This is a genomic window from Acidianus infernus, from assembly GCF_009729545.1.
GTDB classification, from domain to species: domain Archaea; phylum Thermoproteota; class Thermoprotei_A; order Sulfolobales; family Sulfolobaceae; genus Acidianus; species Acidianus infernus.
In genome coordinates, this window is the sequence record NZ_WFIY01000004.1 from 455,296 (window position 1) to 470,425 (window position 15,130).

General features: G+C 34.2%; 15 protein-coding genes and 1 pseudogene. 6 read left to right on the forward strand and 10 right to left on the reverse strand.

Going from position 1 to position 15,130, the window contains the following annotated elements; translation table 11 throughout:
• Nucleotides 1–37: 37 nt before the first annotated feature.
• Genes D1867_RS02745 through D1867_RS02755 form a run of 3 tightly spaced genes read right to left on the reverse strand, consistent with a single transcriptional unit; the run spans nt 38 to nt 2,030 of the window.
• Nucleotides 38–979, reverse strand: a complete 942-nt coding sequence (locus D1867_RS02745; RefSeq protein WP_155862708.1) for a homoserine dehydrogenase — start codon at nt 977–979, stop codon at nt 38–40.
• Complete coding sequence (locus D1867_RS02750) at nt 976–1,638, reverse strand: B3/B4 domain-containing protein (protein WP_155862709.1); 663 nt, start codon at nt 1,636–1,638, stop codon at nt 976–978. Before D1867_RS02750 ends, D1867_RS02745 begins: the two co-directional genes overlap by 4 nt.
• On the reverse strand, nt 1,635–2,030 hold the full coding sequence (locus D1867_RS02755; protein WP_155862710.1) for a CopG family ribbon-helix-helix protein: 396 nt from the start codon (nt 2,028–2,030) through the stop codon (nt 1,635–1,637). Before D1867_RS02755 ends, D1867_RS02750 begins: the two co-directional genes overlap by 4 nt.
• A 30-nt stretch (nt 2,031–2,060) precedes the next feature.
• Here D1867_RS02755 and tldD point away from each other — a divergent pair, with 30 nt between their 5' ends.
• Genes tldD through D1867_RS02770 form a run of 3 tightly spaced genes read left to right on the forward strand, consistent with a single transcriptional unit; the run spans nt 2,061 to nt 5,090 of the window.
• Nucleotides 2,061–3,398 carry a zinc metalloprotease TldD gene (gene tldD, locus D1867_RS02760; protein WP_155862711.1) on the forward strand — a complete coding sequence of 446 codons (1,338 nt, stop codon included), beginning with the start codon at nt 2,061–2,063 and terminating at the stop codon, nt 3,396–3,398.
• Nucleotides 3,391–4,638, forward strand: a complete 1,248-nt coding sequence (locus tag D1867_RS02765; protein WP_155862712.1) for a TldD/PmbA family protein — start codon at nt 3,391–3,393, stop codon at nt 4,636–4,638. The genes tldD and D1867_RS02765 overlap by 8 nt, the downstream gene beginning before the upstream one ends.
• Nucleotides 4,639–4,697: 59 nt before the next feature.
• On the forward strand, nt 4,698–5,090 hold the full coding sequence (locus tag D1867_RS02770) for a universal stress protein (protein WP_155862713.1): 393 nt from the start codon (nt 4,698–4,700) through the stop codon (nt 5,088–5,090).
• Here the strand turns inward: D1867_RS02770 and D1867_RS02775 are convergent.
• Both D1867_RS02775 and D1867_RS02780 read right to left on the reverse strand, forming a co-directional pair.
• A complete protein-coding gene (locus D1867_RS02775; protein ID WP_155862714.1) occupies nt 5,083–6,486 on the reverse strand; it encodes an APC family permease in 1,404 nt (467 codons plus the stop codon). The two genes, D1867_RS02770 and D1867_RS02775, sit on opposite strands and share 8 nt — an antisense overlap.
• A gap of 169 nt (nt 6,487–6,655) precedes the next feature.
• Entirely contained in the window at nt 6,656–6,985 is a 330-nt protein-coding gene (locus D1867_RS02780; RefSeq protein ID WP_338077938.1) for a hypothetical protein, read from the reverse strand.
• 100 nt (nt 6,986–7,085) lie between these two features.
• Here D1867_RS02780 and D1867_RS02785 point away from each other — a divergent pair, with 100 nt between their 5' ends.
• On the forward strand, nt 7,086–7,844 hold the full coding sequence (locus D1867_RS02785; RefSeq protein ID WP_155862715.1) for a cytochrome C oxidase assembly protein: 759 nt from the start codon (nt 7,086–7,088) through the stop codon (nt 7,842–7,844).
• A 27-nt stretch (nt 7,845–7,871) separates the two neighbouring features.
• On the opposite strand, the pseudogene D1867_RS02790 reads toward D1867_RS02785, so the two are convergent.
• The 3 genes and pseudogenes from D1867_RS02790 to D1867_RS02800 form a co-directional block, all read right to left on the reverse strand.
• Nucleotides 7,872–10,180 (reverse strand): annotated as a pseudogene (locus D1867_RS02790) (tRNA(Met) cytidine acetyltransferase TmcA).
• A 3-nt stretch (nt 10,181–10,183) separates the two neighbouring features.
• Nucleotides 10,184–10,429 (reverse strand): MazG nucleotide pyrophosphohydrolase domain-containing protein, encoded by a 246-nt coding sequence (locus tag D1867_RS02795; RefSeq protein ID WP_155862716.1) that lies wholly within the window; start codon nt 10,427–10,429, stop codon nt 10,184–10,186.
• Complete coding sequence (locus tag D1867_RS02800; protein WP_155862717.1) at nt 10,419–10,778, reverse strand: hypothetical protein; 360 nt, start codon at nt 10,776–10,778, stop codon at nt 10,419–10,421. The genes D1867_RS02795 and D1867_RS02800 overlap by 11 nt, the downstream gene beginning before the upstream one ends.
• Before the next feature lie 39 nt (nt 10,779–10,817).
• On the opposite strand from D1867_RS02800, the gene D1867_RS02805 reads away from it, so the two are divergent.
• Nucleotides 10,818–12,248 carry a gamma-glutamyltransferase family protein gene (locus D1867_RS02805; protein WP_155862718.1) on the forward strand — a complete coding sequence of 477 codons (1,431 nt, stop codon included), beginning with the start codon at nt 10,818–10,820 and terminating at the stop codon, nt 12,246–12,248.
• On the opposite strand, the gene D1867_RS02810 is transcribed toward D1867_RS02805, so the two are convergent.
• On the reverse strand, nt 12,214–13,122 hold the full coding sequence (locus D1867_RS02810) for a BadF/BadG/BcrA/BcrD ATPase family protein (protein ID WP_155862719.1): 909 nt from the start codon (nt 13,120–13,122) through the stop codon (nt 12,214–12,216). The genes D1867_RS02805 and D1867_RS02810 overlap by 35 nt on opposite strands.
• 81 nt (nt 13,123–13,203) lie before the next feature.
• Here D1867_RS02810 and agl3 point away from each other — a divergent pair, with 81 nt between their 5' ends.
• A complete protein-coding gene (agl3, locus tag D1867_RS02815; RefSeq protein WP_155862720.1) occupies nt 13,204–14,361 on the forward strand; it encodes a UDP-sulfoquinovose synthase in 1,158 nt (385 codons plus the stop codon).
• 10 nt (nt 14,362–14,371) lie between these two features.
• Here the strand turns inward: agl3 and D1867_RS02820 are convergent, their stop codons facing one another.
• Nucleotides 14,372–15,130 (reverse strand): nucleotidyltransferase family protein, encoded by a 759-nt coding sequence (locus D1867_RS02820; RefSeq protein ID WP_155862721.1) that lies wholly within the window; start codon nt 15,128–15,130, stop codon nt 14,372–14,374.

The window sequence follows — 15,130 nt, forward strand, 5'->3', positions numbered from 1 at the left end:
TAAGTTTAAAAATTTGGTTTATAACAATTCTAATATTTTACAATCCTGGTAAATTCTCTCCTCTCAATAATAAAATCAAGTCTGAAAATGCTCCATAAGCTGCATTTAGAGGTCCTGCTCCTGGACCCACAATTGTTATTTTTTGAATGTCACTTTCTATCTCTAGAGCATTATTAACCCCATCTACATTATAAAGAAAATCCTCTTTTGTAATCTCCATTGGTTTTACATAAGTTTCATTTTCATCAGCGTATGCTATGAGTTTTATTTTATTACCTCTTTTCAGAGCGTCCCCAATTTCTATATTACCTATTCCCTCAAACTTTACCTCATTAATTGAGATGCCTCTAGAGAAATACACGTTAGATAGGATTGTTATTTTCCCTGCAGCGTCAAAACCATTTATATCAAGTGTGGGATCTCTTTCCGCATAACCTAATTCTTGAGCTTCCTTTAATGCTTCATTAAAAGATAACCCTTGACTCATCCTAGTTAAAATATAGTTAGTCGTACCGTTTAGAATGCCCCTTATTTTCCTAACTTTCATGGCCGGCAAAATTCTGTAAAGATTTATTGAAGGAGTACCGCTCATTACAGTAGCTTGAAAGAATATCTTAGAACCGTGCGATATTGCAGTATTTATTATTTCCTTATATTTTAACGCTAATGGAGCCTTATTTGTAGTAATAACGTGAATTCCCCTCTTTAATGCGGTCAAGTATAAGGAAAGCGATGGTTCCCCGGTCTTGTAGTTTGCAGAAGCCATATCTACAACTACATCAGGCTGAACTTCATCTAACGCTTCCAAAGCGTTAATCTTCTTGTCTGGAACAAACGCTTCTTGATCTTTTAACATTAATCCTCTAGTTGTTACAATTCCGGCAATTTTTACATTTTCTAGCTCTTTCACTTTCTTTTCGTGAAGTAATTTTCTAAATGCTTTTCCTACATTTCCATATCCTACGAGCATTAACTTCAACTGAAAACCACCTGGTGTGTTTGTTTCCCTCCCAAATACTTAAGCACTAATTCAACTACAATATTTACAGCATTGCCTACTAATTCCTGTGGGACTCCAGGAACGCCTGCACCAACTATTAATATATCCTTTGTAGTGTCTGTTACGCTAGTTATCTTTGAATCTCTATGAGGATAAATATGCATTACTTTTTCCTTATCTACCATTATAGGTATTCCTTTTTGAAGAATTTCGGGCTTATCTTTTCCTATCGCGTAAAATTCTTCTCCGCCTTTACTCAGTATTATTGAAGGCTCGCCAATAATTTTAGAAATATCGTATATTCCTATTGGAACTAAAGTTGAGGAACTAGCTATATTGCCTGCATCTACAATATCATTTATCCTCGGAAGCTTACCGCTTCTGTTAATTCTTCTTCTTAATGCTTCCCCTGCTGGCCTAACTTTAGTAGGATCTATGCCTATTTTCCAATAAAAATCTCTGTAAGCTCTGACAATGGGATTAAGCTTTAGTTTTTCTGGATCTTCTTGAGAATACATTTCTTCAACTTTTCTCATTTCTTCCTCTAATTTTCCTTTACTATTTGTAACACCTAGGATTTCAGTATGAGCAACAAATATTCCAAGGTTTTTACAGTCTTCGCTCACTACTATATTCATTTTTCCTTCACTTCATATGTTAATAATTTAGCCTTTTTAACTCCTTTAATTTGAGATAAAGAAGAAGTTAACTTTACTAGATCAGATTTTTTTCCTTTCACGGCTATTGCTTCCATGCATTCCCTCTCGTTCAGATGAATATGGAGAGTAGAAATTATTGAAGAAAGTTTCTCGTGTTGCAATTTAGTAATTTCATCAGTAACTTCATCATCATAAACTATATTTATTATCCCAACTACGTCCACGTCTTCCAGAGAATTTTCATCTAAGAAATTCTTAATTGCTATTTGAAAAATCTTAGATCTATCAAGAGAAGATGAAGTTTTCATGAACTTATCGAGTTGTTCCATTATGTCTTTAGGGATCGAAACACTAATCTTTTCTACATTCATACTTAAAACTAAGGAGGAGGTTTTTATTAAATGATTGAAGTTTTAAAAAAGGCTGAAAATTTAGGTGCAATCTTTGCCGATGTAAGGCATTATAGGTATGACGAGTTGTCGTTAGTTGTAACGGAGAATAGAAAATATGTAACAACTAATGGTGTGGATGACGGTTATTCGTTAAGAGTATTATATAATGGAAATTGGGGCTATTCGAATTCAACAAAACTTGACGATGAAGAAGTAAGAAATGCAATAAACTCTGCTTATGGTGATGAAAAGGTTAATATAACTTTCTTACCGCCAAAAAAGGATAAAATTGTGATAAAACAGGAAAAACCATTGTCAAAAAGTTTAGAAGAAATAATGTCCGATCTAGATAAGATTAAGGAAGAATTACTCAAGGACGAAAGAGTAAAGTCGGTTAACGTTAGATATTTTCATGAAGGAGTAAAGAAAGACTATGCAAGTACAGAAGGAAGAGAAATTCACCAAGAGTACGTATTGAGCGGAATTTCAATTTCAGCAGTTGCCAGAGAAGGTGACATTGTTGCGTCTTCTTTCTATTCTGCATACACTTACAAAGGATATCCATTAGAAGTATTCGACATAAACCAAATGATAGAAACGTTAAGAAAGAGATTAAATAATCAACTTAAAGGCAAAACTCCCAAGGCTGGAGAATTTGATGTAGTACTTGGACCTGACGTTGTAGGAGTTTTTTCACACGAAGCTTTAGGTCACTTGGCTGAGGCGGATTTAGCAGTTAACGGAATACTTAGTCAACTAAGAGGAAAGAAAATTGCCCCAGATTACGTATCAGTACACGACTCACCTAAGATGGATTATAACATGGCTATAGGTATCACTCCTTATGATGATGAAGGAGTTGAAGGTAGAGAAGTAAAGATAGTAGAAAAGGGGGTTGTTTCAGAATTCCTAGTAGATAGATATTATTCAACGTTCCTAGGAGAAAGGCCTACTGGTAATGCAAGGGCTGAAGATTTTAGAAGTCCTATACTAATTAGGATGAGAAATACATTCATGCTTCCAGGAGATAGGAAAGTTGACGAATTAATTAGTGAAATAAAAGAAGGATATTACATAGTTTCTCCCCTTGGAGGCCAAACTAGTCCAGACGGAACTTTCCAATTTGGAATACAAGAGGGATATTATATTCATAACGGTGAAATAGGAGAACCTATTAGGAACATGGGAATTTCAGGTTATACTATAGAGACTCTAGGTAGAATAAAAGGAGTTTCAAAGGAGTTTGATGTGTGGCCCGGCTTTTGCGGTAAAGGTGGGCAAAGCGTTCCAGTAGGGACAGGTGGACCTTATATAAGTGTTAAGGTTAAGGTGGGAGGATATGTTTGAGATACTAGATAAGGCAAAAAATCAAGGATATTCTGCAGAAATTTTTTACGTAAAAAGGACAGAGTTCTCAATAAACGAGGAAAAACAAATATATTCTAGGTTCCTAAAAGAAGAAGGTTACGGTCTCAGAGTGTTTAAAGATGGAAAAGTTGGTTTCGCTTATTCTACTAGACTTGACGAGAATCTATTGGATAATGCAATAAAATCTTGGAAAGCATCAGAAAAAGATGAGGCAAATCAAATACCTGAGCCTAATAAGGTAAATTATTTGAATCTTTATAAGAAATTTGACTTAAGTGAAGTAGTAAAGGAAAAAATCAGAGAACTAGAGGAGTTAAAGGAAAAGAAAATTAACATAGTAACCTTGAACTCTACAGCATGGGTTAGTGAAGTAGGAATTGTTAGCACCGAAGGAATGAATTTAAGCGAAAAAAGAAGCGGAATATCAGTGAGCGTTAGCGCAAATTATAAGGATTCAACATATGTAGGCCCAGAGATCTATGAGACGAGGTCATTTAGGGATCCTTCAACTAGTATTGATGAAATGAAAGACTCAATATTAGAGAAAGTTCAGATCACGTCCGAGAGAACTACTCTAGATTTTAAACCTAAGTCCGTAATCTTAACGCCTAAAGCAGTTTACTATTTAGTATTTCCCTTGTTGAGTCACGCCATATCACTGGAGAATTACTATAGGCATAGAAGCCCTCTAAAAGAAGGAGAACTAATTAATGAGGAATTGAGGATCATAGATAATCCGCTAATTGAGAACAGTGTCTATAGTAGATCTTTTGACGGTGAGGGTCAACAATCACTAAATAATGAGATAATAAATGCCAGTGTAAAGAAATTCCTTAGTAACTACTATTGGTCTATTAAGGCTAAAAGAGAGAATACTGCTTCAGCCTCAAGAGGGTATTCTTCAATGCCTTATATTTATCCAAGTAATTTAGAATTTTACGTAAGAGATGAGGAAGATAACTTATCTGAAGAAGGCAAAGTTTACGTAGACGAAATTCAAGGAGTTCATACGAGTAATTTTGATACAGGGGAATTTAGTGTAGTTGGTTCTGTATCTTGGATAATTAAAGATGGTAAAAAGATTTCATTGAAAGAGATAGTAATTACGTCAAATCTAAAGGATTTACTTAAAGGAATTCAGAGAACCTCTAAAAAGAGATTAATGATAGGCAATGTTAGTACTGGAGAACTAGAAATTCAAGGCTTGAGTGTTGTCTAAAAATTTTTTAATTAAAACGTAAGAAAGACTTATTATTATATTATTCTTTTAAATTTCTTATGAAAGTAGTTTTAGCTTATGATGGATCAGATTATTCAAAGAAGGCTGTATTTTTTGCTTTAAGATTTCTTAAGAAGGAAGACGAAATACACATAGTTACTGTAGTAAAAGAAGCTCCAAAAAGCCCAGAACAAGTTATAATAGATTCTGAGGAGAAAGCAAAAAGGTCAATAGACGAGATAAAAAGTGAGTTAGAAGGTTATAATGTTAAGGAGAAAATACTCGAGAGTAATGATGTTGCAGATAGCTTGATAGATTATTGTAAGGAAATTGGGTGTGACTTAATAGTTACTGGTAGTAGAGGTTTAACTGGTTTAAAAAAGGTGATTCTAGGTAGCGTATCTTCAGCGTTAGTTAGTAAATCTCCATATCCAGTTTTAGTTGTCAAGTAGTGACACTTTTTTCTTTCAATTTCTTTAAATATTCATCTATTGATATTACCTCATTATTATCATCAACCACAAGACTGCCTGGATTACCTTTTCTACCTTTAAGTAAATACCATCCCACTAAAACCACCATTGTTGACGTTAGTATAACAATTGAGGCAATATCAGGTACTGAAATAGTTTCAGTGACTCCCCAAAGATTAAGTCCAGTAGCTATTAAGGGTATTATAGCATTAAATAATCCAAGTTGTCCAATTCTATAATAGAAGACGGGGACTCCAAATCCATCTATTATTCTACCAGATAACCATAATATACCAGTTATGGCACTTATATCTGCAAATGCGGTGTTTATTCCAAGAAATATTACTGATAATACAGTTACCAATCCTGTTATACTTCCTACAAATATTGTAGCAATAACTGGTTCATGACTCTTATTTACCTTAGAAAATATTACTGGGGCCGATTTTTCTCTTGATAGATTGAATATTATTCTTGCAGCACCTAAAGTAGTACCTATATTAGATGCAAATAGGCTATTTATCGACATTATTAATGCTATTAAAAGTGGTAATACACCAAAGGAATACATTTCATAAATTAACGGTTGTGGAGAGTTAGACAAAGCTGAAAGAGGTCCATTCCATAATGCTACTAGAGCATAAGTTCCTAGGAACATCGCAGTTCCGCCAATTAGTAATGATAACCACATTCCTAGTGTTACCGTCTTTGTAGGATTCTTAGCTTCTTCTCCCAAATAGGTAGCGGCTCCTGCTCCAGATATACTTACCATTGATAGAACAAACGCAGTTGCTAGATCATGAGCTGGAACATTACCAGGAGTTAGGTAGTTGAAATGAAAGCCTTTAGTAAGGGAAAATGCAAACATTGCTATTAGTAATGCAGCCTCAGCAGTTGCACTTATTGACACTATTTTTCCTAATACAAATTTTATATGAGAAAGGGATATAATTGTAGGATAAAGTATTGCTAAGAATATTATTATTCCTTCTTCTATTGGAGTCAATGATATACCAAATATTCCTAGAGATATAGATATAATAAGATAAGCAGTAATTGCGTTTACTGCGTTAAGGAATGAATAAGCAAATGCTTCTATAAGGGCCTCAAAGAAGGAAATTTTCTTACTCCTCCATGCGCTATAACCATAAGTGTAAAAGCCCCCTGCAGAAGCCAATTTTGAAGTATATCTTGTAAGCGTATAAATCCAAAGAGCACTGCCTAGCAAAGCAAGTAATGTGGTAAACACTACAGAGTAACCAGCGTAAAGAATTGCTGCAGTTGAAGTAGAAACTACGCTACCTAGTGGTGCAGTAACGGCCATTGCTTGCCCATAGGCCTCTTTAAGTGAAATTGATCCTTTGCTGAGCCTCATGATCTCCCTTTAAGCTTTTCGGTCTTAAGAGATTATAAATTTTCCCTAAATTTTGCCCGTAAAATCCGCAAAGCTTAAAGGGAGTACTCGATAAAAAATATTTTTTGAGCTTAAAGGTTTTCAAAAATATATTTAGATTTTATGGGGAATATTATAAAAAATATTAACTTTATGGAGATGTAGTCTGAGAAACTTTACTCTCTCCTAAAATTTCCATTAATGACGATTTAAGTTCATCAAATCTAATTCTCATCTCTGGAGGAAAAGGTTTCTTAGGTTTTATCGACTCAAGCTTAGTTAGGGCTTCTTTAACTAGATTTATTACAGAATTAGGATCTTTTTCCGCATTATAATATGCCTTTTTTATTAGCTCTGATGCTTCATTAAAAATTTTTAAGTCATCTTCTGTTATTTCTCCATCTTTTATCAAGAAAGTTTCCATATCAGATTTTACTAAAGGAAGTTGAAGGTCTATGATTCTCCAAAGTATATCTAGCACATATTATAATAGAGCTAGTAAAATAAAGAATTTACTTTTTAGGAAAATGTTTCAAAGTCTTAACAAACGTTTTATTATCCTGCAACAAAGTAAAGATATTATGCTTAAGGAAATTAGTTTACTTGCATCAATTTTTGCAGGAATAACAATAGTTTTGGGCGGAATAGTTGAAGGATACGGATACGGATTATCGTTAGGAACAAATTGGCCTTATACTAGAGATATTATGCAATTAGCCGCAAAGAAAGATCCAGAGGCAATTCATAGAATTAGTGCAACAATTGTAGGTATCATTTCATTAGTATTCTTAATTCTAAGATTTTCTGTAGTTAGCCTTGTAGGATTCCTAGGAGTTATTGCTACTGCATTATTAGGTATGGCAACGCTTTACGTTTTAGCAGGGAAACTACCAGCTGTGTTCCAAGGCCTTCATGATATAGCAGCATATAGTGTATTTGCAACGTATTTTGTAATTTTCTTAAAAGGATTTAACGTTAACATTATTCAATTCTTCTTATACGCTGTATTACCTCCTCATTTCCTTTACTTCGTTATTTTCATGGGTGGAGTTGTTACTGGTATGAGGAAAATGAAGTTCCAAATAGGCGATGTTAGAAAGCCTAAGAATTGGTTACAAGGAGCTTGGTTAATTCATTCAGTATTGGCAGCAATATTTGTAATAGCCTTAATTTTAGAGGCTCTGTGGATACCTTTATTGTTAACAATTGCAGAAGTGGTAGTAGGATTATTAGTCTATGTAGGAGCAAATAAAAATCCAGTAAAGCCAGGAATCTCCGTTGGGCTTCACCAATTATTTTCTCTATTAATTGTTGCCTCACTAATATATTACGCACTATGAATCAGTCGAGGTGCATTATCTCATCAATCAACGTGTTGTGAACTCATCACCTAAATCTGAAAGACTATAGCCAATATTACCCTCGGCGTCCATATTATAATATTTTTTTAACATTGTTGCAACAGCAGTATAAAGTAATTCGTTCATTTGAGTTCTGTTTATACCAAGAAGAGTAGATAAATATCCCCACGGTTTTCCTTGAAGTACCTTGCCTATTAATATCCACTCTTCTTCATCATAAAGCGACCAATCCCTTTTAGAATCCCAAAAATACTTTAATGTTAATAAATGGATTCCATCCGCAGACGCTTCATAAGGACTCGTACCCTGTAGGAATGCAACAATTTTCGCTAAGTGTAACTTACTCAAATTTATATCCTTATAAGCTTTATTTCCTCTTAACAATAGCTGTGCAACTTGCGGAGACATGTTGAAGTAAATATCGTGAATTGTGTTAAGTAACTTTTCTTTAAATATAAAAGCAGAAATATCTACAATTCTCTTGGCAATCTCGCTTAAAGGCTTAATTACAACTACTGGAAAATCACCGTATTTCTCATTTCTTACAGGGGATACGTGTACTGGAATAAAGCCATTCTTTACCCAGAACTTTAATACCCTATAATCTCCCATGAAGCTTGAACCTATCCAATCTAAACCTTTTTCTCTTGCATCTTCTGTTACCATTTGAAGAATTTTACTACCTAATCCCTTATCTTGAAGTTCTGGGACTACTGCAATCCTTATTATTCTCCATCCCTTTAATTTTCCAAAATCCCTTAATCTTACATGCTTTAATAATCTATCCGGAATTAAATCACCGTCAAATGTTCCACCTCTTAATGCTAAATCTATCAAATTATCTGGTAAGTCTCCTTCTTCTGACGTCTGAACAACAGCTAAATAAGAATCTCCAGAGTAAATTGTTTTTATTGAATGATGAACTCCATCTGCCATAATCATTAAATCGTCTGGATTATTTCTATAGTGAGCAGAAACTAATATTCCATAAACTTGAAAGAGTTTGTTATCATTCATTAATAGTTCCTCTTTGTCTTGCGTTTCATAAAATGCTATAGAAATATCCTCTGGAAGTCTTTGGGGCTCAGGATTTAAAACTAGTGCATCATATAACCATTTTTCTATTGGATCGCCTTCAGCATATCTTAAAGGTTTTTGCATTGTAAGTAATCTAACAGGAGCCTTTCTTTCCGAGATTATTTTTCTTAAATACCTAATGAAAGCCTTCCCTGAACCTTCATAACCGTGAATCGTTGTAACTAGAACAACCTTCTTCCATTTCCTTAAAGCTAAGTCAATAAAATTAACACCTAATGCGGCAGCCTCGTCTATAACTAGTATTCCTTTACTAGTTTCAACCTCAGATACAGCATCCGGAGGCTTATAATTTATTTCAAAATAGTCTCCACTTATTTCTCTTATAAATCCAGTATCTGAATTTTTTTCCTTATATTTTATCTTTAATACGTCCAAACCTTTCTTAGCGAATTCCATAATTTGCGACGCAGAGTACAATGAAGGAGCAGTTACTGTTACTTCTGTATCGTAGCCTTCGTCTAGATTTATCTTTATTATTCCAGCTAAACCTAAACCGGTTACGGCACTTTTACCTCTTCCTCTAGCTGCTGTTAGAGAAATTACTCTTTTTCCTCCTCTTAATAAGAAGTAGAATTCTTCTAGGACTTTTATCTGGTCTTGACTTATTGCAAGCTCGTGAAGCTCTCTCGGCATCAAAGTCTTTTGAGGTATTTTTACTTCTTCCCTTTTTGTATTACCGACAAATGGCTTAGCTTTATAGCCTTCTTCATTAGCTATGAAAATTCCTTCATGCTCTTCTATTTTTTTCTGAATCGTCTCTCATAAATATCTAGAATTTTACCATATCTTACTATAGAATTTCTAAACATTTTATTTTCAGTTAGATTATCTGTATATAGAATTACTAGGCCGCCCCCTCTAGCTAAATCAACTAATCTTCCTATATAATTTGGTTGAAAATTATCTACAAGATCTAAAATAACTAGATCATATGTATTACCAAGATACTCATCCGTAGATGCATAATCCACGTCTTCAAATTTACCTTCTTTAAATAATTCTTTAATTATATTCCTTCTCTCCTTGGCTTTAGAAACCCAAGGGTGGAAAGCATAAATTACGCTGGGGCTTTGATTTACTTCAAGATAAGTCTTGATTGATGTTAATAAATCCTCAAGGTAATCCTTCTTTTCTATGTAAACTAGGTTCCTATAATACTTCTCCTTTCCGTCCCACAAAGCTTTCTTTAGCTCTTCGTAAAACTCGTTCCTTTGCATAGCTTATAAGTTGTACTTTTTCCTTAAAGCTTCTTCTACATCAATATTTTCTAAGTTAGCTATTGATATCGCCCAAGCTATGACATCTGCGAGTTCTTCCTCAATTTTATTCTTTTCACCAGATAGGAGAGCTTCTGCTAGCTCTCCAACTTCTTCAGTAAACCACGTAAAAGTAGCGAAAACTCCTCTATCTTTATCCTTTTGTAAATACATTTCCTTTAATTTTTCTTGAGCTTCCTTAATTTCCAAGACCTATTTCCCTCCTTATTATTGCTAAGTCTTCTTTCATTAACTTTACTTCGAATTTACCAAGTTCGTCAAATTTCTCGTTTACGAAAAATATGTCAATCTTTCCTGATCTCGATATGTTCTCTACGAACTCTCTATCAATGTAATATTCTATATATAGAGGATTTTGAGGATCATCCTTTATTATATTCCTTAAAAGAACACTTCCTTTATCTCTATCCACTTCTATATCAACTGGAGCATTAAAATTCCTGGGCAAATCGTTTGTCATGCATATTACATACTCCTCACAACATGTTAGACAAACTCCTTCCTTAAGCTCCTTTTTTGTTTCTTCTGGAATATTCAAGGCTTATACTTAATTACCTTTAGTGAATTAAAAACATACATGATATCTGCAGTGGGTAAAAAAGTTGTAGCCACACAAAATTATATTGCAAGTTACGTTGGGGCAAAGATCTTGGAGAGCGGAGGGAACGCATTTGATGCTTCTATAGCAATAAGTGCAGTATTATCAGTAGTTTTACCTCACACTAGTGGATTAGGAGGAGATGGGTTTATTTTAATAAAATCCTCCGAGGGCATAAAAGCTTACAACTCTTCCGGTTGGTCTCCTAAGAATTTAAAGGCTGAAAAGATTGACGAGAGAGATCCTAATTCAGTTGTAGTTCCAGGGCTAGCAGATCTGTGGAGATATTTACAAGAAAATTATACTACAATGGATCTTTTTGAACTCTTAAAACCAGCAATTTCTTTAGCAACAAACGGCTTTTATGTAGGAAGGGCTTTACATCATGCTATAATAACTTCTCCAAAATTTAATCCTCAATTTGAAAAGATATTTGGGAATAAGAGATTCGGAGATTTTATAAAACTACCAAGGTTAGGTAGAATTCTTAAGGAGATTTCAAGAGATCCGAGAGAATTTTATGAAGGAAAGATTTCTCAGGAGATAGTAGAAGGTCTAAAAACTCAAGGAGTTCCTGTAGAGAGTGAGGACTTCTCTCAATTTCACGGTGAAGAAATTTCTCTCTTAAAGATTAAGTATAAGGATTATGATGTTTATGAATTTCCACCAAATACTCAAGGATTAACGACGCTACAAATACTAAAAATGGTGGAATTATCTAGAATAAATAAATTACCCTATAATGATATTAAGAGAGTTAATAATCATGTTAAAATTTCAATTTTAGCCTATGACGATAGGAATAAGTATATAGCTGATCCTAGATTCTATCAACCTCCCTCTTACTTACTAGATGAAGGATACTTAATTCAGAAAATGACTACCGAAGGCGTTCCGGTTAACTTATATGATGGAGATACTACATTCTTTGTTGTATCAGATGGAGAAAATGAGGTAGGATTTATACAAAGTTTGTTTTACCCATTTGGGTCTGGAATTATAGTGGACGACATCGTGTTTAACAATAGAGGATATGGATTTAAAGATGGAGTAAACAAGCCCGAAGGCAGAAAAAGGCCACTTCATACTCTTTCTATCCTGCTTGCAAGCAAAGATAATGAGGACTTAATAATAGGTTGTGCAGGTGGAGATTTAAGGCCGCAAATTCATTCTGAAGTATTTGAATATTATGCAGATTACTCAATGGAAATTGATGAGGCAGTTAATGCTCCTAGGTTCATGTACGTTAATGGCAAGGTCATTGCAGAGAAGAGACTAGGAATTCCAGCAACACAAACAGAGTATCTCTCAAGCGAAGTAGGAATTGTTCAAGCAATGAAAAGGAAAGGAAATGAATTTATAGCAGTTGCGGATCCTAGGAGTGAAGGTGTGGCTCTTCCGGTTCATTAATACAACCAGCTTTATCAAAGGCTATTAATAAAGCACCAAATTCTGGGCTTTTCTTTTTATCTAATGCTATTATACCTTCTTTTTTCAACAAGTCTACAACATAAGATTTAAACAGTTTAGATGAGAACATACCCCCACTCATATAAGCAGTCTTTATTCCTAATTTCTTAGAAATATAAATAGCGTTATTGCTAATTTCTTTTGCAGCTAAGTAAAATAGCTCTTGAGCTTTCTTATCTCCTTTATTTGCTGCAATATCTACTACCTGGGCTAAAGAAGCAATTTCCTCAATCTTATGCCCCTCATGATAAGCCCATTTTATTAAATCGTCTAGACCGCTGGCAGAAAGCTTTTGTAATATTAAATCAGCTAACAACGTTTTTTCTTCTCTTCCATCAAGCATTTTTACTAAAAGCCTTAGTGCCTTTCTTCCTATCCAATAGGCAGAACCTTCATCCGATAATAACCAACCTGCTCCTCCTACCCTCAGTCTTCTTTTTCCATCATATCCCATCACTACGCTTCCGGTTCCAGAAATTATTATAATCCCAGGCTTACCTCTAGTCTCTGCATAAAGAGAAATAAAAGAATCGTGCTCTATAATAGTATCCTTAGCCAAATCTTTAAGAGCTGAAGAAAGAACTTCATAATCATATTTAGAATCTAAGCCTGCTAAGCCTATGCAGGCTACGTCTGGCTTCAATCCTTTTGTTGACTTATAAATCGCATCCCTTATATTATTAACAGCGTTCTCTAATCCAACATTGTGGAAATTCCCTGGGCCAGATTCCCCAATTCCAATGAATTTTCCTTCACATGTATATGCTATTGAAATAGTTGAAGTTCCTCCAGCGTCTACACCTACAAGAATCATAGAATATATTTTAATTTATAAGAAAAAAGTTTTCCTAATCATACCATTAACGTTTTTATTATGTTAAGTTATGAAGTATTGATGAGAGTTTTAATCCTTGGAATAGATGGTTACCTAGGTTGGGCATTAGCTCTAAGATTAGTTTCAAAAAATCATGAAGTTTACGGCATGGATAACTTATCAACTAGGAAAGCAGTAGAAGAAATAGGTTCAGATTCTGCTTTTCCTTTACCGGCTCCAGAGGAGAGAGTAAATGCAGTAAAAAAATACCTTGATGCTGACATAAAATTCTATAAGGGCGATATTACTGATAAGGAAAAATTAAAGGAAGTAATAAAAGAATCGAAACCAGATGTTATAGTTGACTTCGCGGAACAAAGATCTGCACCCTATTCCATGAAAGACTTAGATCATGCCATCTATACAATAAATAATAATCTTGACGGAACCCTTAATTTAATTTATCTAGTAAAAGAAATTGATCCTTCGATACACATTTTAAAAATGGGAACTATGGGTGAATACGGTACTCCAAATTTTGATATTCCAGAGTCTGCTTTTATAGAGGCAATTATTAATGGTAAGAAAGATAAAATATTCACACCAAGATGGGGAGGATCTATTTATCATTTTTCTAAAATATTTGACAGTTATCTTTTAGCTTACTTTAACCAACTTTTCGGATTAACTATAACTGACATTATGCAAGGCCCAGTTTACGGTAGTAGAATTCCAGAAATAGTAAACGAGTCTTTAAGGACTAGGTTCGATTTTGACGAAGTTTGGGGCACTGTAGTAAATAGATTCTGCGTTGAGGCAGTTTTAGGACTTCCGTTAACACCTTACGGTAAAGGAGGACAGACTAGGGGATTCATTTCACTAGAAGATAGCGTTGAGGCTCTAAGACTATTAATAGAACATCCACCGAAACAAGGTGAGTACAGAGTTGTTAATCAATTTATGGAAATTCACAGTGTAAATGAAATAGCACAAATAGTTAAAGAAGCAGGAGAAGAATTAGGCTTACATGTAGAAATAAAGCACGTTGAGAATCCAAGAGTTGAAGCAGAAGAGCATTACTATAATCCTGAGAGGAGAATTTTAGAGTCCTTGGGTTTCACTCCAAAAAGGTTCATGAGAGAAGAGGTGAAGAACATAATAGAGGACTTATTGCCTTATAAGGAAAGACTTGAAAGGTTTAAGGATGTAATTATGCCTAAAACAAAATGGAGAAAATAATTATTTTCAATTATATTCTATAAAATGAATATTTAAGAGCTTCATAATAATGTTCTGGATCTCCTACGTTAAGCCATTTTTCCTTCTCTAAAAGTATGGCATAAATTTCTCCTCCTTGATCTAGAATTTTCTTTATCCCATAAGTTAGTTCTAATTCTCCCTCGTAATTATCTACCTCTTTTAAAGCCTTAAATATACTTGGTTTAAAAATATAAACTGCAGATATAGCTAAATTCGAAAAAGGATTTTTTGGTTTCTCTTGAGCATCTATTATTCTGTATAGTTTATGATTTAGAAATATACCTTTTTCTTCCGCTTTTACAATACCATATCTGAATGGGTTCTCAACTTTCCTTAATAACAAGACTCCTTCTGGTTTATTTTGCTCGTATAATTCTGAAGCTTCTAAATATCCTCCAGTAAGAATCCCATCATCTGCGTGCACGAAGAAAGGTTCATTATAAATAAAATTTTCTGCTCTTAGTACAGCATCTCCAAAACCTTTAGGTTGCTCTTGAAAAACAAAAGTCACTCCTCTTCTTTCATATAAATAATCCATTAGTAATTTACCATGCTTCCCTACTACAATACAGAAACTGTTAACTCCGACAGAAGATAAAGACGACATTATTAAATCTATTATAGGTCTCATTACTCTTTTTCCATCTTCTTGTTTAAAAAGAGGTAAAAGGGCTTTTGGCAAAACTGACGTAATATAACGCATTCTACTACCTTTTCCAGCAGCAGTTATTACTGCTTTTCTTATCAT

What these genes read in the sequence shown, in the direction of transcription:
- D1867_RS02750 (WP_155862709.1), bottom strand. Translation starts at nt 1,638, where the DNA reads ATGAATATAGTAGTGAGCGAAGACTGTAAAAACCTTGGAATATTTGTT.
- D1867_RS02775 (WP_155862714.1), bottom strand. Translation starts at nt 6,486, where the DNA reads ATGAGGCTCAGCAAAGGATCAATTTCACTTAAAGAGGCCTATGGGCAA.
- D1867_RS02770 (WP_155862713.1), top strand. Translation starts at nt 4,698, where the DNA reads ATGAAAGTAGTTTTAGCTTATGATGGATCAGATTATTCAAAGAAGGCT.
- D1867_RS02785 (WP_155862715.1), top strand. Translation starts at nt 7,086, where the DNA reads ATGCTTAAGGAAATTAGTTTACTTGCATCAATTTTTGCAGGAATAACA.
- D1867_RS02805 (WP_155862718.1), top strand. Translation starts at nt 10,818, where the DNA reads ATGATATCTGCAGTGGGTAAAAAAGTTGTAGCCACACAAAATTATATT.
- D1867_RS02765 (WP_155862712.1), top strand. Translation starts at nt 3,391, where the DNA reads ATGTTTGAGATACTAGATAAGGCAAAAAATCAAGGATATTCTGCAGAA.
- D1867_RS02810 (WP_155862719.1), bottom strand. Translation starts at nt 13,122, where the DNA reads ATGATTCTTGTAGGTGTAGACGCTGGAGGAACTTCAACTATTTCAATA.
- agl3 (WP_155862720.1), top strand. Translation starts at nt 13,204, where the DNA reads ATGAGAGTTTTAATCCTTGGAATAGATGGTTACCTAGGTTGGGCATTA.
- D1867_RS02820 (WP_155862721.1), bottom strand. Translation starts at nt 15,130, where the DNA reads ATGATAAGAAAAGCAGTAATAACTGCTGCTGGAAAAGGTAGTAGAATG.
- D1867_RS02755 (WP_155862710.1), bottom strand. Translation starts at nt 2,030, where the DNA reads ATGAATGTAGAAAAGATTAGTGTTTCGATCCCTAAAGACATAATGGAA.
- tldD (WP_155862711.1), top strand. Translation starts at nt 2,061, where the DNA reads ATGATTGAAGTTTTAAAAAAGGCTGAAAATTTAGGTGCAATCTTTGCC.